The sequence below is a fragment of the Sphingorhabdus contaminans genome (assembly GCF_007280415.1).
GTDB classification, from domain to species: Bacteria; Pseudomonadota; Alphaproteobacteria; order Sphingomonadales; family Sphingomonadaceae; genus Sphingorhabdus_B; species Sphingorhabdus_B contaminans.
This window is the reverse complement of sequence record NZ_VKKU01000002.1, coordinates 441,807-465,153: the sequence shown is the minus strand read 5'-3', so window position 1 is coordinate 465,153 and position 23,347 is coordinate 441,807. Positions and strand designations below refer to the sequence as shown.

General features: G+C 52.8%; 26 protein-coding genes. 16 read left to right on the top strand and 10 right to left on the bottom strand.

Annotated elements, in window-relative coordinates:
- Positions 1-194 precede the first annotated feature (194 nt).
- The 4 genes from FOM92_RS10545 to FOM92_RS10530 all read right to left on the bottom strand — a co-directional run bounded on the left by FOM92_RS10545 (position 195) and on the right by FOM92_RS10530 (position 2,653).
- On the bottom strand, positions 195-401 hold the full coding sequence (locus tag FOM92_RS10545) for a hypothetical protein (protein ID WP_143776832.1): 207 nt from the start codon (positions 399-401) through the stop codon (positions 195-197).
- Positions 402-520: 119 nt separating this feature from the next.
- On the bottom strand, positions 521-1,423 hold the full coding sequence (gene phhA, locus FOM92_RS10540; protein WP_143776831.1) for a phenylalanine 4-monooxygenase: 903 nt from the start codon (positions 1,421-1,423) through the stop codon (positions 521-523).
- Positions 1,424-1,431: 8 nt separating this feature from the next.
- Entirely contained in the window at positions 1,432-1,764 is a 333-nt protein-coding gene (locus FOM92_RS10535; protein ID WP_143776830.1) for a hypothetical protein, read from the bottom strand.
- A gap of 445 nt (positions 1,765-2,209) precedes the next feature.
- Positions 2,210-2,653 (bottom strand): Lrp/AsnC family transcriptional regulator, encoded by a 444-nt coding sequence (locus FOM92_RS10530; RefSeq protein WP_143777807.1) that lies wholly within the window; start codon positions 2,651-2,653, stop codon positions 2,210-2,212.
- A 103-nt stretch (positions 2,654-2,756) separates the two neighbouring features.
- On the opposite strand from FOM92_RS10530, the gene FOM92_RS10525 reads away from it, so the two are divergent.
- From FOM92_RS10525 to FOM92_RS10510, 4 genes are all read left to right on the top strand, one after another.
- Positions 2,757-3,932 (top strand): PrnB family protein, encoded by a 1,176-nt coding sequence (locus FOM92_RS10525; RefSeq protein ID WP_143776829.1) that lies wholly within the window; start codon positions 2,757-2,759, stop codon positions 3,930-3,932.
- A 74-nt stretch (positions 3,933-4,006) separates the two neighbouring features.
- Positions 4,007-4,348, top strand: a complete 342-nt coding sequence (locus tag FOM92_RS16250) for a YegP family protein (protein ID WP_425473383.1) — start codon at positions 4,007-4,009, stop codon at positions 4,346-4,348.
- An 82-nt stretch (positions 4,349-4,430) separates the two neighbouring features.
- Positions 4,431-4,808, top strand: a complete 378-nt coding sequence (locus FOM92_RS10515; protein WP_143776827.1) for an MbcA/ParS/Xre antitoxin family protein — start codon at positions 4,431-4,433, stop codon at positions 4,806-4,808.
- Positions 4,780-5,505, top strand: coding sequence for an RES family NAD+ phosphorylase (locus FOM92_RS10510; protein ID WP_143776826.1), 726 nt, complete (start codon positions 4,780-4,782; stop codon positions 5,503-5,505). The genes FOM92_RS10515 and FOM92_RS10510 overlap by 29 nt, the downstream gene beginning before the upstream one ends.
- Before the next feature lie 12 nt (positions 5,506-5,517).
- Here FOM92_RS10510 and FOM92_RS10505 read toward each other — a convergent pair whose 3' ends face one another.
- A complete protein-coding gene (locus FOM92_RS10505) occupies positions 5,518-6,321 on the bottom strand; it encodes a hypothetical protein (protein ID WP_143776825.1) in 804 nt (267 codons plus the stop codon).
- Between the two features lie 69 nt (positions 6,322-6,390).
- On the opposite strand from FOM92_RS10505, the gene FOM92_RS10500 reads away from it, so the two are divergent.
- A complete protein-coding gene (locus tag FOM92_RS10500) occupies positions 6,391-6,603 on the top strand; it encodes a helix-turn-helix domain-containing protein (protein ID WP_143776824.1) in 213 nt (70 codons plus the stop codon).
- 89 nt (positions 6,604-6,692) lie between these two features.
- Here FOM92_RS10500 and FOM92_RS10495 read toward each other — a convergent pair whose 3' ends face one another.
- Together FOM92_RS10495 and FOM92_RS10490 are read right to left on the bottom strand one after the other, a co-directional pair.
- Positions 6,693-6,905, bottom strand: coding sequence for a hypothetical protein (locus FOM92_RS10495; protein ID WP_170226857.1), 213 nt, complete (start codon positions 6,903-6,905; stop codon positions 6,693-6,695).
- Positions 6,906-7,041: 136 nt separating this feature from the next.
- On the bottom strand, positions 7,042-7,665 hold the full coding sequence (locus tag FOM92_RS10490; RefSeq protein WP_143776822.1) for an OmpH family outer membrane protein: 624 nt from the start codon (positions 7,663-7,665) through the stop codon (positions 7,042-7,044).
- A 243-nt stretch (positions 7,666-7,908) separates the two neighbouring features.
- Between FOM92_RS10490 and FOM92_RS10485 the strand changes: the two genes are divergently transcribed.
- The 3 genes from FOM92_RS10485 to FOM92_RS16245 all read left to right on the top strand — a co-directional run bounded on the left by FOM92_RS10485 (position 7,909) and on the right by FOM92_RS16245 (position 9,729).
- Positions 7,909-8,805 (top strand): hypothetical protein, encoded by an 897-nt coding sequence (locus FOM92_RS10485; RefSeq protein ID WP_143776821.1) that lies wholly within the window; start codon positions 7,909-7,911, stop codon positions 8,803-8,805.
- A 326-nt stretch (positions 8,806-9,131) separates the two neighbouring features.
- Entirely contained in the window at positions 9,132-9,329 is a 198-nt protein-coding gene (locus tag FOM92_RS10480; RefSeq protein WP_143776820.1) for a hypothetical protein, read from the top strand.
- 46 nt (positions 9,330-9,375) lie between these two features.
- Positions 9,376-9,729, top strand: a complete 354-nt coding sequence (locus FOM92_RS16245) for a DUF6491 family protein (RefSeq protein ID WP_425473409.1) — start codon at positions 9,376-9,378, stop codon at positions 9,727-9,729.
- Here FOM92_RS16245 and FOM92_RS10475 read toward each other — a convergent pair.
- The 3 genes from FOM92_RS10475 to FOM92_RS10465 all read right to left on the bottom strand — a co-directional run bounded on the left by FOM92_RS10475 (position 9,726) and on the right by FOM92_RS10465 (position 16,157).
- Positions 9,726-10,865 (bottom strand): PLP-dependent cysteine synthase family protein, encoded by a 1,140-nt coding sequence (locus FOM92_RS10475; protein WP_211347394.1) that lies wholly within the window; start codon positions 10,863-10,865, stop codon positions 9,726-9,728. The two genes, FOM92_RS16245 and FOM92_RS10475, sit on opposite strands and share 4 nt — an antisense overlap.
- 16 nt (positions 10,866-10,881) lie before the next feature.
- On the bottom strand, positions 10,882-13,206 hold the full coding sequence (locus FOM92_RS10470) for a hypothetical protein (RefSeq protein ID WP_143776818.1): 2,325 nt from the start codon (positions 13,204-13,206) through the stop codon (positions 10,882-10,884).
- Positions 13,207-13,286: 80 nt separating this feature from the next.
- Complete coding sequence (locus tag FOM92_RS10465) at positions 13,287-16,157, bottom strand: M16 family metallopeptidase (RefSeq protein WP_170226856.1); 2,871 nt, start codon at positions 16,155-16,157, stop codon at positions 13,287-13,289.
- A gap of 908 nt (positions 16,158-17,065) precedes the next feature.
- On the opposite strand from FOM92_RS10465, the gene FOM92_RS10460 reads away from it, so the two are divergent.
- The 8 genes from FOM92_RS10460 (at position 17,066) to FOM92_RS10435 (ending at position 23,137) form a co-directional block, all read left to right on the top strand.
- A complete protein-coding gene (locus FOM92_RS10460) occupies positions 17,066-17,335 on the top strand; it encodes a DUF3892 domain-containing protein (RefSeq protein WP_143776816.1) in 270 nt (89 codons plus the stop codon).
- Positions 17,336-17,488: 153 nt separating this feature from the next.
- Positions 17,489-17,869, top strand: a complete 381-nt coding sequence (locus tag FOM92_RS16215; RefSeq protein WP_342778178.1) for a pyridoxal-phosphate dependent enzyme — start codon at positions 17,489-17,491, stop codon at positions 17,867-17,869.
- Positions 17,817-18,725 (top strand): pyridoxal-phosphate dependent enzyme, encoded by a 909-nt coding sequence (locus FOM92_RS10455; RefSeq protein WP_342778196.1) that lies wholly within the window; start codon positions 17,817-17,819, stop codon positions 18,723-18,725. Before FOM92_RS16215 ends, FOM92_RS10455 begins: the two co-directional genes overlap by 53 nt.
- A gap of 258 nt (positions 18,726-18,983) precedes the next feature.
- Positions 18,984-19,541 (top strand): helix-turn-helix domain-containing protein, encoded by a 558-nt coding sequence (locus tag FOM92_RS10450; protein ID WP_170226855.1) that lies wholly within the window; start codon positions 18,984-18,986, stop codon positions 19,539-19,541.
- 72 nt (positions 19,542-19,613) lie between these two features.
- Positions 19,614-19,955, top strand: a complete 342-nt coding sequence (locus FOM92_RS10445; protein ID WP_143776814.1) for a hypothetical protein — start codon at positions 19,614-19,616, stop codon at positions 19,953-19,955.
- Between the two features lie 54 nt (positions 19,956-20,009).
- Complete coding sequence (locus FOM92_RS15975; protein WP_170226854.1) at positions 20,010-20,447, top strand: hypothetical protein; 438 nt, start codon at positions 20,010-20,012, stop codon at positions 20,445-20,447.
- 107 nt (positions 20,448-20,554) lie between these two features.
- The gene (locus tag FOM92_RS15970; protein WP_170226853.1) at positions 20,555-21,133 is read left to right on the top strand and encodes a JAB domain-containing protein; all 579 of its coding nucleotides are present in this window, start codon (positions 20,555-20,557) and stop codon (positions 21,131-21,133) included.
- A gap of 51 nt (positions 21,134-21,184) precedes the next feature.
- A complete protein-coding gene (locus tag FOM92_RS10435) occupies positions 21,185-23,137 on the top strand; it encodes a tetratricopeptide repeat protein (protein ID WP_143776812.1) in 1,953 nt (650 codons plus the stop codon).
- The last annotated feature ends 210 nt before the right edge of the window (positions 23,138-23,347 follow it).

Here is a 23,347-nt window from a genome sequence, read left to right as displayed (position 1 = left end):
TAAAATAGAAACTCAGGCAGGAGTCGGCTCAGAACTAGCAAAGTGCGCTTCCAGATCATCGAGCATCTTGCAGGAATTTGGTGTGATATAGTGTCGCACATCGCCCTTAGGAAAGCGCTAAACGCGCCGAGTACATATGGTTGCAGGGGACAGCGATAAACGCAGACGTAAATGGGCGATCGTCGCGCGAGGCCTTATCTTCCTCCGGTGTCAATTGCTGACTGCAGCTCTTCCATTTCTTCTTCGAGCTTCGCTTTCAAGCGAGAACAAGATTCCGCCATGTCGCTAATGGCGCTAGGGTGAGAATTTGTTTCAAGCGCCTTTTCAATTAACTTATCTGCCCTCCGGATCGCCGTCAGAGTCTCTTTAAGTATCTCAACCGCTTCGTAAAAATTAGTCATCGTGTTTCCTTCACTGTATTATGTTTCACGTCGTTCGTTCGCTTCGCATCCTATCGTTTCTCGTCGGTGTCGCAATCAGGATTGCGAGCAGCTCCAACATCGACGCCGTTCAAGATGACCTAAAGCCCATGCTTTGAACGATAGAACCAGACTTTCTTATTGCGGGAAGCAGCAAATTCTTGGGTACCTCTTGTTACAATTGAGTCCTGCGGTACGATGTCAGCAACGGCGATATCCGGCAAAGCTTTGAGGTTGGCATAAAGGGGCGCGAAATCAGTTTCGAGCGTGACCTTGAGTAGAAATTCCAGACTTGGAATTACGAAATAATTCTGCTGGAAATCATCAATGCGGTAATGTGTGCGCATGATGCGCACTAGGTCAAAATCAATGCGGTTGGGGCTCGGATCATCCAGTGCAAAGATGCTTTCAGCGTAGCTTGAGACGATACCCGCTCCGTAGATGCGAAGTCCATCGGGCTGCTCAATCAACCCAAACTCTACCGTGTACCAGTAAAGCCGCGCCAGATGATGGAGAGCACCAAACCTCAATGAGCGCAACCCACCTTTGCCATATGCAACCATGTAATCGGCAAAGACAGGATCGGTCAGCATGGGCACATGGCCAAATACGTCGTGAAATATGTCCGGCTCTTGAAGGTAATCCATCTGTAAGGGAGATCGAATGAAATTGCCGGCCGGAAAGCGTCGGTTAGCGAGATGGTCGAAAAAGACCGCATCAGGAACGAGCCCTGGGACGGCAACGACTGTCCAGCCTGTCGCTGCCTCCAGTCTTGCGTTGAGTTCGCGATAATCTGGAATGCCTGAGTTCGATAGTTTTAGCATATCAATTCCACGCAGAAAGGCGTCAGCTGCTCGGCCGGGTAGCAATTCAGATTGTCTTGTGAACAACCTATCCCACATCCGATGATTATCGGCGTTGAAGGCTTCCCAATTTTGCGGGATTGTCCAATCGGCGTTAGCGCCTTCAGGCGGCACTTCATGCACGTGCTGAAAATCGGCCATCTAAATCCCTAACCCACTTTTGGAAATTGCATGTTAGCCGACGCATGAATAATTCCTGTCGTGACTGTCACCTCCCGCACCATCACGATAGCCTCCAATTTGGCCCGAAGTTTCTCCAGGTGCTCTGGTTGCAGCACTTTGGTTGTGAACTGGATAACGATGCCGCGTTTTTGATGATCGACACTCAATGTACCGTACTCGACATTTTGCTGCGTGAGCAGGCCGAGGACTCGTAACGTAACTTGCGGGCAGATATGCGTTTCAATGGTGAAATCCATCAATTGATCGCGCGGTGTTTTCAGTGGATGCGGGCGCTGTACGCGACGAGAGTAGTTGTGCATGAAAATTTTACTCGCGAATGTCTTTACCTAAGCTGCTCGGATGGCAGCACACGACGAGCCGGGATTATGTCCGGCAGATGGTAATTCTTAGGTTCAGATATGCGCGAGTGTTCATCTCAAAGGCTTAGATGCTTGAAAAAGGAAAATCCGTAACGAGCGATTGAGGAAAAATTGCAGCATCGTACATCGGCGGTCACGCTAACCGAAATTTCGCTTTGGTTGCGCAATGTCAAATTTGCAGCATTTATGGGCTCGGCCGGGTAAGGAAGCGGCATCCAACTAGGAGGTGAAAATGCCGCTTCCACCGGATCGGTTCACTTACCCGGCAAGAACTTAGATGGTCGGAGGATTGGATTCCGTAACAGTGGACCACTCGTACGAATGGGGCGGACAAGCTGGAGTCCTTGTTTGTGCTATATACCGTCCCGTGTTGATGACTGAATTATCACGCACGTAAATCCTTGGATGATGCCAGGCAAACATGCGATGTTATGCTGCTCACTTGCGGGAGCGTTCCGAGCGTATCGGAATGAAATGTCTTGTAGGCGGCAAGGTCGGCGACCTCGACCCGAAGCAAATATTCCACTGAACCCGTGACATTATGGCACTCACGGACCTCGGGCGCGTTCATCATCGCTTGTTCGAAAGCTTGGGAATCGCGTTTCAATTGCCCGGAGAGCCCAACGGTTACGAAAATGACCAGGCCGGCGCCAAGCTTGGTACGGTCCAATATCGCGCGATAGCCGACGATAATCCCTTCGGATTCGAGGCACTGCACCCGGCGAAGACAGGCCGAAGGCGAAAGCCCGACGCGCTCTGCCAGTTGCAGATTGCTGATGCGTCCGTCCGCTTCTAGGGCGCGCAATATCTTGTCGTCAATCGCATCCATGGCTGTCAATTATTGTGGCAGAGCAAATAATGCGCGTCAATACGCAAGCACATTCGACAAACAGCGAGCTATTATTGCACAGAATTAATTCGGAGACCAATCCATGAGCCTTTCTGATCTTTCGTCCTACACTATTTCACCGGAGCGGGGATTCCTATGTGCGCACGATGCCGCACGTGTCGTGTTGGAAGGCGTTCTCGGTGAGGGCCGTGACATTGCGCTTAGGCTCCCTGAAATTCTTCCGACAGGCAAGGTGCGCGAGGTGCTCCGGGATCGTCTGCCTCAGTTTGCCCCTGAAGATGCCATGACACTCGGGGAGGCTGAAGCAACCATGGCGATGGTGCACTATTCCTTTCTGGTGCAATCCTATATTTGGGGGGCTGCAGAGCCAGTGTCATCGTTACCCGAGACGCTTGCCGTGCCGATCGTGGCACTAGCTGATCGGCTCGGGCAGCAACCCTTATTGCAGTATAGCGGTTATGTACTCGACAATTGGGGAATGATGGATTCTGCGCGACCTATCGCGCTCGACAATATTTTCATGATCCAGAAATTCGCCGGAGGCACAGACGAGGCCTGGTTTGTACTCATCCATGTGGCCATCGAAGCTAAGGCGGGGGAAGTCTTAGCGTTATTCGGGCAGCTTATCGAAGCGGCAGCGGCTAGCGATGCAAATCAGGCGCGGAATTTGTTAGAGCAAATGGCCACGATTTGGGCCGAGATCAACGCGATTTTTGATCGGATGCCCGAGCAATGTGACCCCTATATCTATTTCCGCAGGGTGCGACCCTATATCCACGGCTGGAAGGACAATCCTGCGCTTAAGGATGGACTTGTTTATGAAGGAGTCGCCCGGTTCGGTGGAGCTCCCCAAGTCTTTCGCGGGCAGACAGGATCACAATCTTCGATAGTACCATCGATGGATGCCTTATTGGGCGTCGGCCATGCAGCTGATCCGCTACGTGCCTATCTTGATGAGCTCCATATCTATCGGCCGCCGGCGCATCGGCGGTTTATTGATGATGTCCGCACGCAATCAACTTTGCGCGATTTCGTGAGCCAAGATCGTTCGAAAGGCCTCGTCGATGCTTACAACGCGACGATCCAGTCCGTCGCTGATTTTCGCAGCCGTCATCTCGAATATGCAGCGAGCTATATTCATAAGCAGGGTGGGCGATCTGCAGGTAACGATACCGAAGTCGGCACAGGTGGCACGCCATTTATGAAATATTTGAAGAAGCATCGTGATGAAACGGCGGCAATGTTGCTGACTGCATAGTAGTAGCTCGATCTGGGGCGCATGCGCTTATCTGGTGCTAAAAACCCTCAATATTTCGATGCTCTTGGGTTTCCATGTTTCGAAAGATAGGGAGTTGCACCGGCTGCGGTCTAACCGTCGCTCCAATGTCGTCTAAGCTAAATTACGGAAGTTTGCTTTCGAGACATCTACGTCCTTGTAGCAATATGGGGAGAAGTATTGTGGCTCAACGTCCGTATCCAAGCTTTCTAATCTACTTAGACGCCAACAGGCAGTTTCGATGGAAACTTGAAGCCGCCAACGGAAAAATCATCGCCAATTGTGGCGAAGGCTATCACAATCTTTCTGACTGCGAGCATGGCATAAGTCTGGTGCAAAAATCGGCTACTTATCCGACTTGGGAAACGCAGGAAGTGACGGATCGACGCCGCCGATAAAGCTGATATGCGCTCTAAACTTCACAAAACTTGCAAATTCATTTGAACAATCTTAAGTATATTTGTGCAAATGGAGCTTGCTATGACGCCTCAAATCGCAGCGAAGAAGCATAACGATGGAGTGCTGCTAAGTTCCGCAGTCGCAAAAATTGCGGATCTTTGGGCCTTGAGCAATAGTAAGATGGGCACGGTTTTGGGTTTGTCTGCAGCCACAGTATCGCGTCTCCGGTCGGGTCAAACCAAACTTGATCCTTCGTCCAAGTCGTTTGAAGCAGGCCAGTTTTTGCTGCGGCTATTTCGCAGCCTGGACTCTGTCGTCGGAAGTGACGACACGGCGGCGCAGAGTTGGCTTGCTACATATAATATGGATCTGGACGCAAAGCCGATTGAACTGATCGACAGCTTTAAAGGTTTGATCGCGGTATGTGATTATGTGGACGCCTACCGCGCTCGCGTCTGAGTTCCAAGAATATAGAGGTGTGGTCTGGCGGGTGGTGGAAGCCCAGCATCGGATTTCCACAAACAGGCTCACCGATAATTTGGAAGATCAACAACGCCTCGAAGAGTTGGCGGATGAAGTTAAGCCAAATCTTCCGAAAACGGCGCGCGGACTTCACTATCTCTTAGCGGCACCATTCAGATATGGGCACAGCATTGCGAGCCGGTTCCGACGAGCAAATGAGCGGCCAGGCTTATTCTATAGCAGCGAGCATGAAGCCACTGCGATAGCAGAAACAGCTTACTGGCGTTTGCGCTTCTTTGCGCGTTCACCGGGGCTGCATCCGCCATCGACGACAAGCGAGCATCTGAGCTTTACCATAGCGGTAGGTGCCGAGTGTGCCATCGATTTGACTCAGGAGCCTTTCGCAAGCGACATAAAAGTTTGGACGCATCCCAAAGACTATGACGGATGTCAGGAGTTGGCTGGAGCAGCAAGGCAAGCGGGCACCGAGCTTATTCGAACTATATCCGCCCGTGATCGAAAGGCAGGAGCCAACATCGTCATATTAGATCCGACAGTATTTAAGGCCAGCCAACCTAAGCTCAGGCAAACGTGGCATTTGCGGTACGATAACGGGAAGTTGCTTGCGCTATCTGCTTTCCCCGGCGGTGGTCGCTATGTTTTTGACCCGGCTGATTTCGGAATTGAATTGTAGACATCGGCTCGCTCACTTGGCGGCGAAGGCAAAGGCCACGGTGTTATTGCTGCGAAGCAAAAAGCCGCACTGAATATCTCCGACAATGACTTTCTGATTATAGTGTCTCTCGATTGGGACACGGAAGGTTGGGCCTGAAACACTCTTCCCAGTAGTTTTGAATTTGGGAATGATCAGAAGCGCCGCCGAGCTACCTTCGACGAAATTTTTCGCAGAAGCAGAATCTAGCGGGATCTGGGAAATCGTGAACCCTTTTTGACCGAGGAAAGCTCCACTATCCCATTTAGTCTGAGCTTCATAAACGACATCGGTATCGAATATAGTTCGTTCGACTAGAACAGCAGCGCCAAAACCATTCGCCGCCGTATAAGTTTCACGCAGAGTTTTGACTGTCGCTACGTCAAACGCGATGTCGCTGGCTAATGATTGGGGTTTGCTTTCAACTTTATTTCGAAGTGATTGGTAATCATGGTTGTTACGACCAAATGTAGCGTCCGTTACTCTGAGAGTTTGCTTCTCGGCATCGTACATTAAACCGTCGTAATTGTCGGCTCTGGATATCTTCAACATTATAGCAGCGCCGGTTTGAGCAGACCTCGATTTTCGCGCTTCGAACTGCGCCGCTGTTTCAAACTCGGTCATTGGTTCGAACTCTGGCAGCGAAGCGTACACGCTCGCGAAATCCGCAAATGTTGCATTCTGACCGACATAGGATGCGCAAACGCTTGGTGACGAAGCTGAGCTTTTAGGCTTCGCATTTGCCACATTCACTAAAGCTAGCATGGGGACGACCCACGAAAATGTTGCTAACCGCATAAGCATCTCCTCTAGAATATCAACTATAGTTGATAAACTCGGATGCCGTCGGAAGCCATAAGTTTCTGCATGGACATGCGAAAACTCGTCGGAAACAACATGGGCCGTATCCGGAGGGAAAAGGGTTTGACGCAGGAGCAGCTCGCAGAACTGTCGGGCTTAACCCAACAATATATTAGCGGCATTGAAAACGGGCGACGCAATCCAACAATCGTCGCCATTTATGAATTGGCGGTGGCTCTGGGTGTAAATTATATGGAATTGGTCAAACCTGAAGAGTGAAATCCATATTGCTCAATTTGCAATGAGAAATTGCAGATGGCGTCAGTTTATCGGTATGGTTGATCTGAGCCAGCGTGGGGCTCGGACTTTTATTCAAACAGCCAGGAACGCCTTACCAGAGCAAATGGCTCGCCGTTTTCCGGTTCACCGGTCATAATCCCGATTCCGAAAGATTCGCTGTCGTCAGGGTAGCATCCCATGATGTTCTCGAGGAAATAACGATAGCGACGACGGTGCTCTTCATTCATCACCCAAACATACTCATCGGGATCACCAGAAATTTCCGACACGGCATCGGTCATTCTCCGATGGTAATCGTACATTTCGTCTTTGTCCGACATTTCAGTCTCCGCGTGCGTTTTTGGTAATGCGATAGATTGAGACAAATGGCTCGTGAAAAAGTTCCCGTCGCTTTATGTGTGTTAAAATCAGTAAGCCTTAACGAACTGCTTCTTGGCCTGCGTTTTGAGAACTGTCCCCTTTGCCCGGCTGCCAATTTGCCGGCGGTGTGATACTGACGCTGGGAAGCAATGCATTCAGTTCGCTAGAGATGTCGCTAGTGAGATCAAATGTTGCTGTAGATTTGATAGCTGCTTGCGGCTGCAGCAAAAGGCCGACTTGCCTTTTAGACATGGCCGCGTTGACAGCATCTTCGAGGCGCGCTGAAATCTGCTCCTGCGCATATGCATTGGCGCGATCAATAGGAGCCGATAACTTGGCGATTTCATCGCGAGCTGCCTGTTCGCGTTTTTGAAGATCGTTGAGCTGTTTGGAGAGTGTGGCCTCATTGGGATTAGGGGCTTTGGCGGCCGCTTGATAGGCCGCGAAGAGAGGCTGCAATTCTGCAGACAATAATTTACTGCGGGTTTCTGCTTGGGTGATCTGCGACGCATAAGTCGTTTTTATCTGGGCAATGGCAGCCGTGTACGCAGAAGACCGAGCTACAGCTTCTTGCATATCTGCGATCGCCACATTTCGCGGCGCTTCTGCCGTTTGCGCTAGAATAGGTGCATTTGATACAAATAAGCTTGTCCAAACAAGAGCGCGCACGATGCGATGCATATATGTTCTACCCCAATCTTGTGATTACTTCCCGAACACAAGACGATCGACATCATCAATTCCGCAATTTTGTTCGTTCAGGAAGTGCAACTTGCTCAACGTTGCATATTTGTCACGGCAGTTTCCAATTCGGTCAGCCAGTCTGCGGCAAACCAAGAGCTATGCATCTAACTGCTGGCAACGGCGCCCATAACTTCGCGCCAGTAGCTAATCATATTCAAATCGCGATAAGGATTTTCTCCATTGAACCATAAGCTCACACTCTATGCAGCGGCTGCTGCGTTTGCCTTTTCGGCGATGCCTGCCTTTGCGCAAAGCGTTGATGATCAAGTTGACAAGGCCGAGCAACGCCAAGACCGAATTGACCGGAACATCAACATTCCCGGAAGCGCCGCTCAAGCCTTCCTGCTGGAAGCTAATGATGGTTCCACGATCGCCTTCAACTTTGCCGCTCCTGTTACATGGAACAACAATATCGATCTCGTGGAAAATGGCCCTAAACTGGCATCTGTTCATATCAATCCGGCGGTTCGTCTTGAATGGCGCAGCGCAGGGGCAGTCCAGATATTTGCAGGCTTTAATGCCGATCATGATTTTTACACCCAAGGGTCCGACTACGACGCTTCGACATTAGGCGCGCGTATCGGCATGCGGCTGGTTGACGATAGCCTTGGCGGCGTGCGCCCTTATGCCTATTACAGTCCATTGATCGTTTATGGCGGCGGCTTTACCGACAAGCAGGCAACATTGCATAACATTACGATTGGCCTCGGCAACACGTTAGAACTGGGGGGTGGCACGCAGCTGACATCGGATCTTTCGGCGACGCGCCGCGAAGCTAGCTTCCGTGCTCTTGAGCAGGACCGGGTTTCTGCGGCTGTTGCACTGTCGGGTCAATTTGGTGAAAAATTAGGTTGGCTTGCCGAGCAATCCGCCCAGCACCGATGGTATACAGGCGGGGTCAATCAAGGCCGGAAAGATCTCAACCTGGCGACGACCTTAGCTTTAAGTTACGCAGTCTCCGAAAGCGGAGTGCTCGATATTGGCGTCACTTTCGAACGCAACACATCCGACCGGATCGCTAAGGATTATTCGGTTTGGGATGCAGGACCGACGCTTCGGTTCATCATGATCTTTTGATCTAACATTTTCAAATATGAGAAGTCGGGATGGTCATGCGGGAAGTGTGATCGTCCCGATTTTTTTATACGTGATTACGGAAAATTGCGGTTGGCGCATCTTGCATAGGTGGGCCCGGTAATTTCTGTGCCGGATGCCTTAAAGCTGAATCTTGAAATTCGCCCCTTATGCGCGCTGGTAAAGTCGATGGAGTACCTAATCTCTGCATTAAATGCGTTACTAAAAGCCGGAAAAAGGACCCCTGCCAACGGATCTCGCGGCTTGGCGGTAATCTTTGGAATGGTGGGAAAGACTTTCCAGAGTGGTCATTTACGCAAGACGAAATAATGGCGAGACTCAGGTCTGGCCGGTTTAAATATCACACTTATGTGGAAGGAAGGCGCTATGAAATCGGGATCGCCGAAGGGCCAACCGGACCTTATCTTTCGACCCATCTCGACGGTCAGTGGAACGACAAGCTGCTATTTGTACACAGGAGGTGCAAGGAAGTACCGGATGTCCATTGGGGCCGTGCGCCCAAATAGTGCGCATAGCGGTCAATTACGATGTGTTATGCGCTGAGCGTGGTTACTGCCCGGATTTTGCCTCGCCTTATTACAAGGTTGTATACCTGCCGACGATCCGCCACGAACCTCGGTCGCGGACCGCAGTTGCTTCGACGCCGTTACCGTTGATGGCTTTGAACCGCTGGACAAAAATCGCGTAAGAGTAAGACTCCAATCAGGTGAGCGTTACGATCTCAGTCTTGCAGGGGGACAATGCGATGCCGACTGGACCAATGTGGTTGCGCTCACGACGCGCTCGGGACGTACTTTATGTACGGGATCACTGGCCAATGATGCTGAGCTTCGCTTTCGCAGTCCTGCAGGAAACCGCCCCGTGCGCTGCCAGATTACCGAAATCCGCCGAATACCTGCGCCTTAGGGTAGGGAGATTTCGGCTAGTCGGGAAGGGATATTGATCCAACCGTCCAGATTGATTCCACGCTGTTCAAGCCAGGCATCACGATAAATGGTTTCTGCATAGCGGTCCCCCGCATCACCTGCGAGCGCGACCACGCAGCCCTTCTCGCCTTTACGCCGCATGGACTGAGCCATCATCAATGCGCCGGCAACATGGGCGCCTGTTGACGGGCCATAGCATAAGCCAAAGGTTCGATGCAGCCAGCGGGTCGTCGCTACAATGACGCTATCGTTAAGCGCGACCATATGGTCGATCACTTCAGGCTTGAATCCCGGTCGTACTTTAGCGTTGCCAATACCTTCCACAATTGTGTTGCTACGACCGCTTACGTGCCTGTCGCCGGTACAATAAGCTTCGAAGAGCGCGGACCCCTCCGGATCGACGACGCAGAGTTTGCTGTCGGCAAATCCGGGTCGATAGCGGAAGTGTCGTGCAAAAGCAGTGCAGGTTCCGCCGGTTCCGATTCCTGTGACAATCCATGCTGGCTGCGCATAATCGAGCAACGCGACCTGATCGCAGATTTCCTGAGCGATACTGCCCGGACCTCTCCAGTCGCTCGCGTGGGCTGCATGAGTAAACTGGTCGATAAAATAGCCCCCTTCGCTTTGCGCAAGAAAGCGTGCGACATCACACATGTCGGAATCGGTGCAAGCGAGTTCAACACGTCCGCCTGCTTCGCGGATCGCCCTTATTTTCGCAGGGGAAGTCGATGCAGGTACCACGGCCACAAAAGGAAGATTCAACGCTTTTGCAAACCAGGCCTCTGAAATGGCGGTCGAACCAGAGGACGCTTCAACGATCAGCGTATTGGGACCAATCCAGCCATTGCAAAGGCCATATTCAAATAGAGAATGGGCAAGTCTGTGTTTGAGGCTGCCGGATGGATGGCAGGTTTCATCCTTGATAAGAATAGGGCTGTCTTCATATCCTGTGAGCGTTAAGGAGAAAAGCGGCGTTGGCGCTGCCGCCACGCGGATTGCATGGAGGCAGCGCATTGCTTCTGCCACCCAGTGACGATCGATCGCGGGCCTAATTGACGCTGCCTCTTTGCCAATATTACCTGAGATTCGATCGCCCATCTCGTTGCTTAGTTCCACGAGCGGCTCCTATTGCTTAAAATTGTTTGCGCAGGCTCAGCATGACGTTGCGGCCTACAGGATCAATGAGTGCAGGCGCATAGGCCAGGGGGGTTGCCCCTAGGCGATCTGTGACCTGCTGGCGCGCATTGAAAAGATTGCTGACTTGAACTTCAGCGCGGAGGGTTTTGGCCAAATGTTGGCCGCGCACCATTTGGCCCAAATTAGCAGAGAGCCCGGCATTCACTTTTAAGAGATCAGCAAAGTCGAGGCGTTCGGTACCAGCGATGAGGCTTCCACCCTGCTGCCATTTTGCGTCAAGCGTTGCGCCAAAAGCGCTCACGCGCAATCTTGCCTGGACATTTAGTTGGTGACGTCCGGTGCCGGTCCCGGCGAGCGCGGAACCTTCAAGCAGATCGATCGGAGGCAATCCGTTTGCGATCGTGAGGCTGTCTTCAAGCCGCCAGACATGCTGGAGCGAGAGCAGTAAGCGTCCACTTCGCATTCCGCCACTCAACCCGCGCCGCCCATTGGTGCCCCCATTGCTGGTCATTCTGGTTTGGCCGATGCCTTGCTTGGGGCTAGGGCCGTCGCCATATGATGCTTCGTTGATTTCCATCACCTCATCAAAGTCATTAGGTGACTTGCTGGAAATGGTGTCGCCGCCGAGTGGGAGCGCCCAGAAAACATTCGTGTTAATCGAGCGCTGTGCGGCACTCGCAAAATTTAGCGCACGCATATCAATGCTCGTCAGACGTCCGCTTGCATCGCGTACAAAGCGGCTTGGGAAGGCGGCCTCAAATTCAGGACTGGGTCCGGTTAGAATGCGAACCGGGTCAGCTACCGTTGTAGCATTATAAGAAAAATTGAGTGATAAGCCGGGCGCAAAATAGGGTTTCCAGCTGCCGCTTAGAGCGAAGCTGCGCCGTTCATCCGCACGTAGATTAGGATTTCCTCCCGATATGAGCGAGACCAGCACCGTCTCGCCGCGGGCAAAATCAAAGATCGGTACATTAGGCGTAAGGAGGAGTGGATCGTTACGCTGAACTACAGGAGGCAGACCACCCGCACGCGTGAGGGTGCCAGAAAGACGTAAGCTAGGCGTCGGTGCCCAGCTGAATCCTCCACCCAAACTTTGCGACCGACCGATGCCGAAATTGCGCTCTTGCGCCAAATTGAGGTTGAGCATGAGATCGCCAAGCGCTGTAAGCACCTCGTTACCACGGCTCGCCACCGGAAAAGAGAAATTAGCAGAGCTGGTTCCCATCTGGGTGGTGATATCGCTTTGGCTTCGTAAGTCCCCGCTCGTAGTGTAATTCTGGGTGTCGGTTACCGATAGTCCGCTGCGAATAACCAGGCCTAAGGGTCCGGCGGGAAGTTCAGTCAGCGGGCCTTGGACGAAGAGGTCAGCCGCACCCGAAAGGCTTTTTGACGCAACCGCGAAAATGTTAGAAGTGCCAGCACCGGTTGCGGGCAGGGCCGTTAGACTGTGCGTGACCGAGCGACCTATTTGGCCGTTGAATGTCCAACTCCAGCGTCCTTCTTTGCCGTTTATATTGACTGCCGCATCGGTGCTGCGCGAGCGACTAGTGCCACGTAGCAGCGTCGCTGCGAATGGATCGAGACCATTGAAGCCATCACTCTCATTACGCTGATGACGCAGACTTGCGGTGGCATTGATATTATCGGCGACCGGCCTGCTAATCGCGGCGCCAAGTGCGAGGCTGGTGCGCGCAGGAACAAGCGTGCGGGGGCCGGCAAGGGCTCGTTCATCGCTGGTTAGGGCATCATTTTGGGTGCGTTCGATATCAAGCGCCATGCGGCCGTCCTGATTAATTCGGACTATATTGGCCGCAAGGCTATGGCTGAGCTGACCTCCTTGCGTCGGTGTCGTGAGCGAGCCCCGGGCCGTGACCGCCGCAAAACTGACCTTAAGTACGATGTTGACGACCTTCTGGTCGGCCCGGTAGCCCAAATTGAGGGCTACATTTTCAGGTAAGATGTCAACGCGCTCAATGGCCTCAGGCGGCAGTTTGGCAATCTCATTAGGACTTGAAATGCGCTTGCCGTTGACAAGTAGTACGGGGCGCTCGCCGCTTTGCGGAGCAAGTTCGGACAACAGGCTGCCAATATCAGGCGCGCTATAGGCCGCTATATCTTCAGGCGAGAGCCGAACATCGGGAACGCCCTGTCCATTTACACCGCCGCGTTCGGTTGGTGCGGTTACGACAATTTCAGCCTCAGATGATGGTTCAGCGGGCGGAGGCTCACTTGTGTCTTGTGCCCACAGCGGCGCACAAAGAAACGCAGATTTCAGGAGCGCGCCCGGAAGCACGCTGTATGTGCTGAAGCTTTTGTACATGCGATTTTCCCTCGGCCCCCAAAGATCAGGTAAGCTGGCGCAGTACTTCCCCTCGTACGCACCAGCTTGCCTAATGGGTGTTAGCGAACCGGATTTCCGTCGGGGTCGATCCGTTCAATAGGTCCTAAATTCAGCGCGCGGATTTTGGGTTCGATCCTGGCTGCGTCGCCCGCCACAACCCAGATTAACGGCTGGCCTGCAAGCAACTCCTGTCCCGCGGCCTGAACTTGGGGCAGATTGAGACCGGAAATCAGCTCGGGATAGCCGCGATAATAGTCGGTCGGCAAATCGCTTGCGGCCTCGTCGAGAAGGTAGCTGGAGATGCCTTCGCCAGTGGACCAGTCGCTCGAAAGCCCAAGGCCCATATTATCCTTGGCACTTGCGAGTTCGGCAGCATCGAGTTTCCTGTCCGTGGTCGCCGACTTAATGAGCATGGCTATTTCCGCCATCGATTCTGCGGTTTTGTCGGCCTGCACCGATGCCGATGCCGAGAATAACCGCGAGCCCTTGCCGCCACTTACGCCGCTTCCTGCGCCATAGGCCCAGCCTTTTTCTTCGCGCAATTTCATGTTCAAACGCGACGTGAACGACCCGCCAAAAGCCGTATTGAAGGCATCACGTGCTACTTCGTCGCCCGTCAATCGCACAGGGGCTACTTGTGAGGCACGGATGACGCTTTGAGGCGCGCCGGGCTTATCGATGAGATAGACAATGCTTTTGGCCACCTTAGGCGTGGTGGGGGCGATGGTAGCGGGCACATCCCCTGCATTCCAATTTTTGAACGCCGCTTCGATTTGCGGCCGGATCTCAGCAAGGCTTGTATCACCAGCTATCACCAGTACCGCATTGTTAGGTTTGAACCAGCGGTCGTGGAACGCTCTTAGTTGAGGGGCGTCGAGCTTGGCAATATCGGCTTCGTTAATGAGATTGCCATATGGACTTTGCGCGCCATGAACAAGTCGTGGTGTGATGCGTCCCGCAGCGCCTCGTGGGTCTTGCTTGGTCGCGGTGATGTTGGCGGCAAATTGCGCTTTGACCCGCTCCACATCCTTGGTAGCGAAAACAGGATTTCGGATGACATCAGCATAAATATCGAGCGCTTTATCCAATGCCGGCTTCAAGGCGGAAAGCGATACTGTCGAAGTATCGCCGCCTCCGCCCGTTCCAAGCGTTGCACCAAGCGAGGCAAGATCCTCGGCGATCTTCTCACCGCTACGCGTTTTGCTGCCTTCGTCCATCAAGCTGACAGCGAGATTACCAGTCCCGGGAACAATACTAGCAAAATCCGCGGACGGTCCGCTCTTAACGAGCATGGTCATGTTGACGAGCGGAATACCAGGACGATTGGCCACTATAAGCTTCAGACCATTGGCGAGCGTTGCGCGCTCTATGGACGGAAAGCTTGCCAGCGTAGAAGCGCCGGGTTCGGGCATCTTGCTACGGTCAGCTGCCGTAGCGCTCGCGGTCAGATTTCCGAATGGCAGCATATGAAGGACATAATCGCCATCGGTAAGCCAGGTCTTGGCAGCTTTTTGCAAATCGGCAGCGGTCGCGCTCTTGAACCGGTTGAAGCCTGCCTTCCAGCCATCAGGGCTATCCAGATAGGTTTGGCTTTCGGCAAGTTGGGCGGCCTTGGACGAAATGCTTTCAAGGCTCCGGGCAAAACCTGCGAGCACGCTCGTACGCACCCGCGCCATTTCCTCGCGCGAAGGTCCTTCGGTGATCAGCCGGTTTAATTCTTGATCGACGATTGTTTCGACCCGTGCGAGATTACCGCCCGGCTTAACGGTCGCGTTGATTTGAAATTGTCCGCCAATTTCACGATTATCGATTCCGGCTTCGATGGAAGTCGCAAGCTGTTCTTCGACTACCAAGCGCTTGTATAAGCGACTATTTTTACCGCTTCCAAGAATATAGCCGAAAAATTGCAAATAGTCTGTATCAGCAGACGCATAATCAGACACGTTCCAAACGCGGTAAAGCCGCGCTTGCGATACCCGATCGTAGGCTGTTTCGCGGACGGTTCCGGTTCTTTTTTCAACCCAGCTTTTGGGCTGCGAAACCGGCGTTCCGGGGGCAATGTCGCCAAAATATTTCTCGACTTTGGCAAGCGCCTCTTGAGGATCGATGTCGCCTGCAAGCACTAAGACGGCATTGGATGGCCCGTAATAATCACGAAACCACTGCTTGACATCATCGAGGCTTGCTGCGTCCAAATCTTCCATCGAACCTATAGTGCTGTGGTCATAAGGGTGGCCTTGGGACGTTGTCGCACGAATGATCAGATCGTCTGCCTTGGCATAGGGGCGATTGTCGCCCTGCCGTTTTTCGTTTTTGACAACAGCGCGCTGTTCGTCGAGCTTGGCTTGGTCAATCGCGCCTAACAAATGCCCCATGCGATCGGATTCCAGCCACAGGATGCTGTCCAATGCTTCTTTGGGTACCGTCTGATAATAGTTGGTCCGGTCCCACCAAGTGGTGCCATTTTGATTGCTCGCGCCAATCTTTTGTGTTGCCTTGAAAAAGTCATCGTTGAAATTTTCAGAGCCGTTAAACATCAGATGCTCAAACAGATGGGCGAAGCCCGACTTGCCCTTGGGCTCATTTTTGGAACCAACATGGTACCAGATATGCGCTGCGACCAGCGGAGCGGAGCGATCTTCGTGAACTATAAGTGTCAGACCGTTTTTGAGTGTAAATTTCGTCGCAGGGACATCGAGTTCCAGATTGGCAAGTGGGTCATCGGAGCTTGATTTAGCTACGCCTGCATCGTCGCGCGCTGCGCGCCGTGCGCTGCGGACATCGGCCTTGGAGACCAACTTTTCGACACGATCTTCTTGGTGGAACCGCTCTGACCCTGGAAAATGCGAGCTCGCAAGACGCCCCGCCATCATCGCGTGCGCCGGACTTGCAGCTAAAGCCATGCTGCTTGTCAGATATAATGCTATCATGCCTTTATTGCAGGCCATTAGGTCATTCCCCTTGGATGATTGAGCAAGAGCGCCCTGCCGCATCGCGCAACGCTGCGGCTTCGCTCATAAGATGCGCTAGGAGCGGCATTCCGTACCGGCGGATCATTTGAACATTTTGTCTTGCGCGCAAAACATACGTACATAAATTGCAGTTATGCTTTTGATTTGTTTGTAAAATCATATGTTGTTGGGCGAAGCAGTCTTGGGAGGCGGTGGTTCGACAAAAAGCCATTCAGGCTCGATGAGCGTCGTGGCGTCGGTAGCGGATGACCGCAAGAAGTCCGATAGGGTGCAAAGGCTATTGGGTACCAGATGGGACGGCGGGTTCCCTTCCGTGGCAGGGGATACAGGATGCCCCCCGTGGGCCAGCGACCCCAAAACCTGCCGTCCCCGGCGTTCCCAGTTGATGCATTGGGAAGTCGCCGTAGAGAAGAAGATGCACGTCGGGACTATTTCCGCAAGAAGGGTGCGCTCAACGAAGAAAATTTTGGATGAGTAGTGCGGATGTATAGTAGTTCCTGTCAGGATAATCGCGAACTTAATTTCCAGACAGGTCGAAACGGCAATCGCGCAACAAGCAGAGGAGCTGGGGAGCAAAATCTGACAGGTAGTGCGATTGCCGTTTCTGGTTTTGCCAGAATAATAGGAAAGAGTTGCTGGCACCCCTTAAGATGCGCGTAGGAGGGATTTCCGTAACGTAAATATGAAGCACTTCGATTTTTTGTGTCAGAAACCATTCTTCGGGCCATTGTGACTCGATTCGCATAAATGTGTTCGACCAGCATATCTCCTCGCTGTGAATTGCCTGACTAAATATTTGCCATTCTGCTGCGGAACAGGACCGTTCGTACATCTAGGTGTGGAAGACACAATGCTAGGTTGAGTAGATGGCGGAGTATAAAGTAACCTGCATCCGGAGCGATCCAGAAGATAATGATCGACGAATTGCCCGATTGGGCGGGCCCGGCTGGATCAAGCCGATTGAGGAAGTCATTTCCGAAATCGAAAACGAACAGCATGTTTATTGGACGCAGGTTTATGATTTGCGAACCGAGGTTATGGTGCGACGCCATCCTGAAAGTAACCGTACCTATCTTGCCACTGTGCGCGACATCTATCCGCATAATCATCTGTTGAGCTTGATCGACTGTTTGTGACACCGCAGAAGCGGGGATGCTGATTTCACATTTCGGTTCGAATCCGGCGGCACAGCGCGACGTGAAAATCGACCCGGCTCAACATGCAGGTTTTTTTTTGGGGGCTCGCCGACACCCCATTATTCAACTGAACTATTCAGGATTATTCATCATATGCTTGCAAGTACGAGCCACGTTCCAACGTTCGCTGATATTGAAAGCGCAGCTATGCGGCTTAAGGGCGAGATTATGCAAACCCCTTGTGTTGCAAGTGAGACTTTATCGCAAATCACGGGCTGCGAACTCTTCCTCAAATTCGAAAATCTTCAGTTTACAGCCTCGTTTAAGGAACGCGGCGCACTCAACCGTCTTTTGCACCTCAGTCTGGACGAGCGCCGGGCCGGAGTGTGTGCAATGTCGGCCGGTAATCATGCCCAAGGTGTGGCATACCACGCAGCGCGGCTTGGCATTTCAGCGACGATTTTCATGCCTGTAGGAACACCTGCAACCAAAATTTCGCGCACGCAGCAATCGGGGGGCAGAGGTCCGGGTTGAGGGCTCTAACATCGACGGTGCAAACGCTGCTGCTCAAGCCTACGCGAATGAAACCGGGGCGATCTTCATCCATCCATTCGACGACCCCTATGTCATCGCTGGACAGGGAACGCTTGCGCTCGAGCTGCTCGACCAGCTGGGTTACTTGGATATATTGTTGGTGCCGATAGGCGGTGGGGGTCTAATCTCGGGGATGGCAATTGCCGCTCGAGAAATAAATCCTGCAATCCGAATAATTGGCGTTCAGTCGGCAGCTTACCCTTCTATGTATAATGCGCTCTACGATCTCGATCATAGTGATAATCAGGCCGACAGCATCACCATTGCCGAAGGGATTGCGGTTAAGACGACCGGCAAGCTGACCGCGCAGATCATCCGTCACAATGTCGACGGCATCCTGATCGTTGCAGAACCCGAAATTGAGCAAGCGATTGCTCTGCTGCTTTCTGTAGAGAAAACGGTCGTCGAGGGTGCTGGTGCGGCCGGGCTTGCCGCAATATTGGCACATCCTCAGGTGTTTGAAGGCAAGCGTGTAGCAACACCGCTTACCGGTGGTAACATTGATCTTCGGATCCTCTCGTCGGTTGCGCTTCGCGAACTTATACGCAGCGGTCGGTTGCAGAGGTTCGAAGTGGCGATCTCTGATCAGCCAGGTGCGCTGTCTGAGCTCGCACAATTGCTCGCAGCGCAGGGTGCAAATGTTGTCGATGTTGCGCACGACCGGCTATCACTTGCCCTGAATGCCAAGCGCGCGGCGCTCGATATCGTGATTGAAACCGAGGACCGCGACCATGGCAGCCGAATCTTCGCCGCCATGGAAAGGGAAGGCTTTACCATTCAAGCCAAGACTCTCTAGAGCGCCAATTGAACGACGTTGATAGGCCGCAGCAGCGCGGATTCTTGATGCACCGTTTCCTACAGTAAAATCGTGTTACATCCCTTTACGAATTAGCACACACGAGCATCGCCCTTACGGAACTTTTGACCTTGTGCATCTAGAATTGTGGGGGGAGAGCGGATCCATGACCATATCGAGCTCTAATTTGCAGGATTATTGCGCGCAGGTCGGCCATTCGCGTGGAACCCCGATTTCAACATGCAAAGGTAAATTGCTGTGAAAGCCCGCACGCCCGGCGGGCTGGAAGAGCTGACCGAGCGCCAGATCGATGTCTTAGTACGGGTTGCGCAACTAAAATCCTCCAAGCAGATTGCCCGTGAGTTGGGGATCTCGCATCATACGGTGGACCAGCGACTTCGTACCATTATTGAAAAATTGGGTGTTGAATCTAGGGCCGATGCGGCGCGCGCCTATGTCGCCTTTCTTGGTCGGAATCCATTAGACGAAAAGTTGATATACGAAGATACCGCATATCAATTTCCGCATCTCGTCGATGGAGCCATTTTAAGCGAACAGGAACCGTCAGCTGGTGAATGGAACCCGGCGGCTGATGGAACCGGGCAGCGGCTTCAGGAAGTCCAGGCGCATTATTTTGCCGGCGATGTTTCTGCCCCACCTGCCCGTTCCGTTTTTTCGGTTCTTCTGGAAGCTGACCGTAAAAATCGCCTGACCGTTTGGGGACGAGCACTTTGCATATTAGCGACCATGTTTCTCACACTTCTGGTGATGGGTGCGTTGGTCGGATTAGCGGAGGGACTTTCACGGCTGTTTTAGTGATTTTTCGGTACTTACGCTTCTGTCTGTCACAATGCCGCGAGGAACTCGCGCAGAAAAGGAAGAAAGAAAATGCTGAATGACCGCCTTGCTGCAGCCAAAATGGTTGCCGAGAAAATTTCCGCACTTGAAAGTGCAATTGACGAAGCATTGACCTGCGCGGCCGAATTAACGGCTGCCACGCCGGTAGCACGCAAGCGCGCTAAGCTTTCGCCAGTGGTGGGCCAGGAAGCTGTCTCCCTGGTGGGAGACGTCATGGTTGCACTTCATGCGGCCCGGGCGAAGAGCGTAGCCGCCCATGGTGAATTTGCCAGCCTTCGTGATGCTATTGGTATCAAGCCTTCGATGACGGGCGATCTGTGGAAGTTTGTAGATGCTGCGCGTGAACAGCCAGCGCTGACGCAGGTTGCTTGAGCCGCATAGGCTCGATGGACGTGTCCTCGACATCGCGCAGGGCGGGTAAATCTGATGCCATTTAAATGGATCTATTTAGCTCTGCTGGTGTCGAGTGGCATTCTCATCGTCTGGAAAGGGCGATGGGAAGAGCGCACGATAATCGCTGCTTTAACAATTGGGTCGCTCCTCACCCCAGTGTTTCACGCACGGAGCGATGGAAACTGGCTTTCGGTCGACGCGGCTTTGTTCGCCAATGAATTTGCAGTGACGCTCGTCATTCTTTTTGTCACATTCAGGAGTCAAGAATATTGGCCAATCCCGATAGCGGCATTTCAGATGCTGGCATTGCTGACCCCCCTTGCAACTTTTGCAGGAAAAGATCTGCTATCTTATGCGATGGGCGTCATGCAGGGCATGTGGGCTTATCCACAATTACTGATCCTCGTCGCCGTGGTCTTTTACCGACAGCACCAACACCGGCAGATCGCGCCGCCAGATCCGTTTCGATAGGTTCGCCTTCAGCCCTTCAGCATTTGGAGCGAACCTTTGCCACGCTCGATCCGGCAACGTCGGAAAAGCAAATTGACGATGTCTGCTCGCGCCACAATGAAATTCGATTGCTAACTGATCTTCTGCGCAGCAGTAGCGGGGGTAAAGCGGAAGCGTTCAGTCATTCACTTCTGGAGCGCTACGGGTCGCTCGCGGCTTTGCTGTTCGACATCCGCCACCAAAAAAAGCTGAAGGTCGAATTGCCTGAAGCTGCAACAATGCGGATCCTCGACTTGAGCGATTTACTGCTAAACGCATGCGCCAGCGAGGTTCGACAAGGACAGATATTGTCGTCTTCGCAGGCGCTGAGGCGTTACTTGCAACTTGATATGGCAGGTTGCTCTCGGGAGTGTTTTCGGGTGCTGTATCTCGATGCTGCCAATCGCCTGTTGCTCGACCAGATCATGTGGGAGGGCACTATTAGCTGCGTGCAGGCACATCCTCGTGAAATTGTCCGTGTCGCGTTGCTGAATGATGCGACTGCCATCATCTTGGCGCACAATCATCCGTCGGGCCGGATGCATCCTAGCGCCGATGACCGCCTGATGACACAGAACATCATAGCTGCCTGCAACACACTCGACATCAAGGTGCACGACCACCTGATCGTTACCCGCAGCGGAGTGCTAAGCATGATGAAACGCTAGCCGGGGTAATTCAAAAGCAGGATTTAAAAAATAAATGTAAGGGGCAGGACGATGGGTAAGGATGACACGCCAGGAGGCGAACCTTTGAGTTTCTCTCGGGCCGAGCCGCATTTGCAACCGCGGGCAGAATTTGCAGCGGCGCTCCGCGAAGAGAAAGACTTTCTTGTTGCCAGCGGCTTTTTCTCCAAAGCGTCGACTTTATTGCGGCTCTTGGAATTTTTGGTTGAGCAGACGCTTACAGGGCTTGGCGATCAGCTCAAAAGTTACAGCGTCGCCGTGGACGGATTAGGGCGTGATCCTGATTTTGATTCTCAAGTCGACAGTTATCCCCGCGTCCAGATATTACGTTTGCGTAAATTGTTGGAGGCCTTTTATGCACGGCAAGGATTGCTGGAACGTCAGTGCATCTATCTCAAGCCAGGCTCCTACAGGGTCCGGCTCGGGCCGCTAAAGGAGGCTTATCCGGAACTTGCACACGCCCATAGCCATATTGCGGCATCGACTATTCCCGAGCAGGGTCCTCTTTCCTCTGGCCTCCATATGCCTCACGACATCGAACTTGATAATGATGTTATCTCTGGAACTGGCAGAAAGTTGCTGCCCATTTCCGAGTTTGAAAGTCAGGGCGAAGGGGGCGTTCAGACCAAAGCCGGTTATCCTACTGGCTCTCCATATGATGTTCGGATCGATTCCGAAAATGCCAGCGCACCAAACCCACAGCCCAGCCAATATCATATATGGATGAAGTTTTGGCCTTGGTTATATTTGGCAGGCGGGCTCGTCCTCACGAGCCTCATCGCAAGCACACTCTTCTCTATCCAAAGACCGGGGACACAGCCCTCACAAGCATTTGCGGTAGAAAAAGATGCTCCCCTTTTATTGCTACAGCCGGTGTTTTCGGCATCTGATCCGCAATCAACTGCGGTAGCTGACGGTGTCTACGCTCAGCTTGCTGATGCTATTGGTCGGTCGTGGATCGTAAGGTTACGTCTTGCTGATCCGAGCGCGTTAACCGCCGATGCCATCGAGCCGGCATATCGTCTCGATGGCCAACTCAGTGAGGATAGTAGTGCCGGTAAACTGCTGTATCTGAGATTGACCGATGCCCGGACATCCGATTTGTTCTGGTCGACCCGGGTAGAGCTTCAATCTGATAAAACTCTCGCTGACAATTTAGGGCAATCGCTCGCCCAATTGTCTGGGCCGTTTGGGGTTATTGCCGCACGCGAAACACGCAAGATCGGCGGCCGCTATGGTCCGGGATATAGCTGCCTCTTGGGCTATCTGGATTATCTCGTTTCCCGCAATGCGAAGGTGTATGCTATGCTGGCACGTTGCCTAACCCAAGCGCAATCCGACGCGCGTCTCGATGCTGTTCGCTTAGCGCTATACTCCTTTTATATCCTGGAATCCGAGCGCGGGCGAGGGCCATCCTCCGCCCAATTGTCACACGCACTCGAAATCGCGCGTCAGGCGGTTAAGACTGATCCGAAAGAAGCTTATGCACATTTTGCTTTAGCCCGCATTTATTTTGTGTCCCGAAGGTGCGCCCCAGGAAAAAGGCACAGCGTGCATGCGCTGGAAGCCAATCCATTCGATCCGATATTGCTCGCCATATTGGGCAATTTTGTAGCGAATTGCGGTTACGTGGAAGGCAATGCCATTTTGGATAAGGCTTTTGCCTATCGGACGCCCGGAGAATCACATGCGCGGCTTTCGCTCATTCTGGCAGCGATTTGGCAAAGACGACCCGACCGGCTCGATGCCCTTCGCGAAGATAGTGAAAATGCAAACGGAACAAGCGCGGCATATCATCACCTGTGTGAAACACTCATAGCCGCAGCCCTTGGAGAGACAAGCGAAGCCCGCAAGTCGTGGTCGAACTTCAAACAAGCGCCCCATGCAGATCGAAGCAGCGACGAGCGAATGTTGCGAAGCGTCATCATGTCGCCTGAGATACGGCAACGTGTGCTCTCTTTATTGGAACGAAGCGGCGTACGTTAGGTTCGGTGCATCTCGTATTCCCATTTCTATTCAGCCGTAACAGCTTCTTGGTTCGTCTGTAACAGAGTTAACGCGCGTTAACTCTGTTACGCCTCATATTGAGCGAAACGGCGCAAACCCTTGCGCGCACGTTGCAAATTTTAACCAGGACAAGGTGCAACGGTGTCAAACTGCCTTGCCACAGCAATCGGGCTATTCTTGCTCTCATGG

Coding starts and splice junctions, on each gene's coding strand:
- FOM92_RS10545 (WP_143776832.1), bottom strand. CDS start 401: ATGACTAATTTTTACGAAGCGGTTGAGATACTTAAAGAGACTCTGACG.
- phhA (WP_143776831.1), bottom strand. CDS start 1,423: ATGGCCGATTTTCAGCACGTGCATGAAGTGCCGCCTGAAGGCGCTAAC.
- FOM92_RS10535 (WP_143776830.1), bottom strand. CDS start 1,764: ATGCACAACTACTCTCGTCGCGTACAGCGCCCGCATCCACTGAAAACA.
- FOM92_RS10530 (WP_143777807.1), bottom strand. CDS start 2,653: ATGGATGCGATTGACGACAAGATATTGCGCGCCCTAGAAGCGGACGGA.
- FOM92_RS10525 (WP_143776829.1), top strand. CDS start 2,757: ATGAGCCTTTCTGATCTTTCGTCCTACACTATTTCACCGGAGCGGGGA.
- FOM92_RS16250 (WP_425473383.1), top strand. CDS start 4,007: ATGTTTCGAAAGATAGGGAGTTGCACCGGCTGCGGTCTAACCGTCGCT.
- FOM92_RS10515 (WP_143776827.1), top strand. CDS start 4,431: ATGACGCCTCAAATCGCAGCGAAGAAGCATAACGATGGAGTGCTGCTA.
- FOM92_RS10510 (WP_143776826.1), top strand. CDS start 4,780: ATGTGGACGCCTACCGCGCTCGCGTCTGAGTTCCAAGAATATAGAGGT.
- FOM92_RS10505 (WP_143776825.1), bottom strand. CDS start 6,321: ATGCGGTTAGCAACATTTTCGTGGGTCGTCCCCATGCTAGCTTTAGTG.
- FOM92_RS10500 (WP_143776824.1), top strand. CDS start 6,391: ATGGACATGCGAAAACTCGTCGGAAACAACATGGGCCGTATCCGGAGG.
- FOM92_RS10495 (WP_170226857.1), bottom strand. CDS start 6,905: ATGACCGATGCCGTGTCGGAAATTTCTGGTGATCCCGATGAGTATGTT.
- FOM92_RS10490 (WP_143776822.1), bottom strand. CDS start 7,665: ATGCATCGCATCGTGCGCGCTCTTGTTTGGACAAGCTTATTTGTATCA.
- FOM92_RS10480 (WP_143776820.1), top strand. CDS start 9,132: ATGGCGAGACTCAGGTCTGGCCGGTTTAAATATCACACTTATGTGGAA.
- FOM92_RS10470 (WP_143776818.1), bottom strand. CDS start 13,206: ATGTACAAAAGCTTCAGCACATACAGCGTGCTTCCGGGCGCGCTCCTG.
- FOM92_RS10465 (WP_170226856.1), bottom strand. CDS start 16,157: ATGATAGCATTATATCTGACAAGCAGCATGGCTTTAGCTGCAAGTCCG.
- FOM92_RS10460 (WP_143776816.1), top strand. CDS start 17,066: ATGGCGGAGTATAAAGTAACCTGCATCCGGAGCGATCCAGAAGATAAT.
- FOM92_RS16215 (WP_342778178.1), top strand. CDS start 17,489: ATGCTTGCAAGTACGAGCCACGTTCCAACGTTCGCTGATATTGAAAGC.
- FOM92_RS10445 (WP_143776814.1), top strand. CDS start 19,614: ATGCTGAATGACCGCCTTGCTGCAGCCAAAATGGTTGCCGAGAAAATT.
- FOM92_RS15975 (WP_170226854.1), top strand. CDS start 20,010: ATGCCATTTAAATGGATCTATTTAGCTCTGCTGGTGTCGAGTGGCATT.
- FOM92_RS10435 (WP_143776812.1), top strand. CDS start 21,185: ATGGGTAAGGATGACACGCCAGGAGGCGAACCTTTGAGTTTCTCTCGG.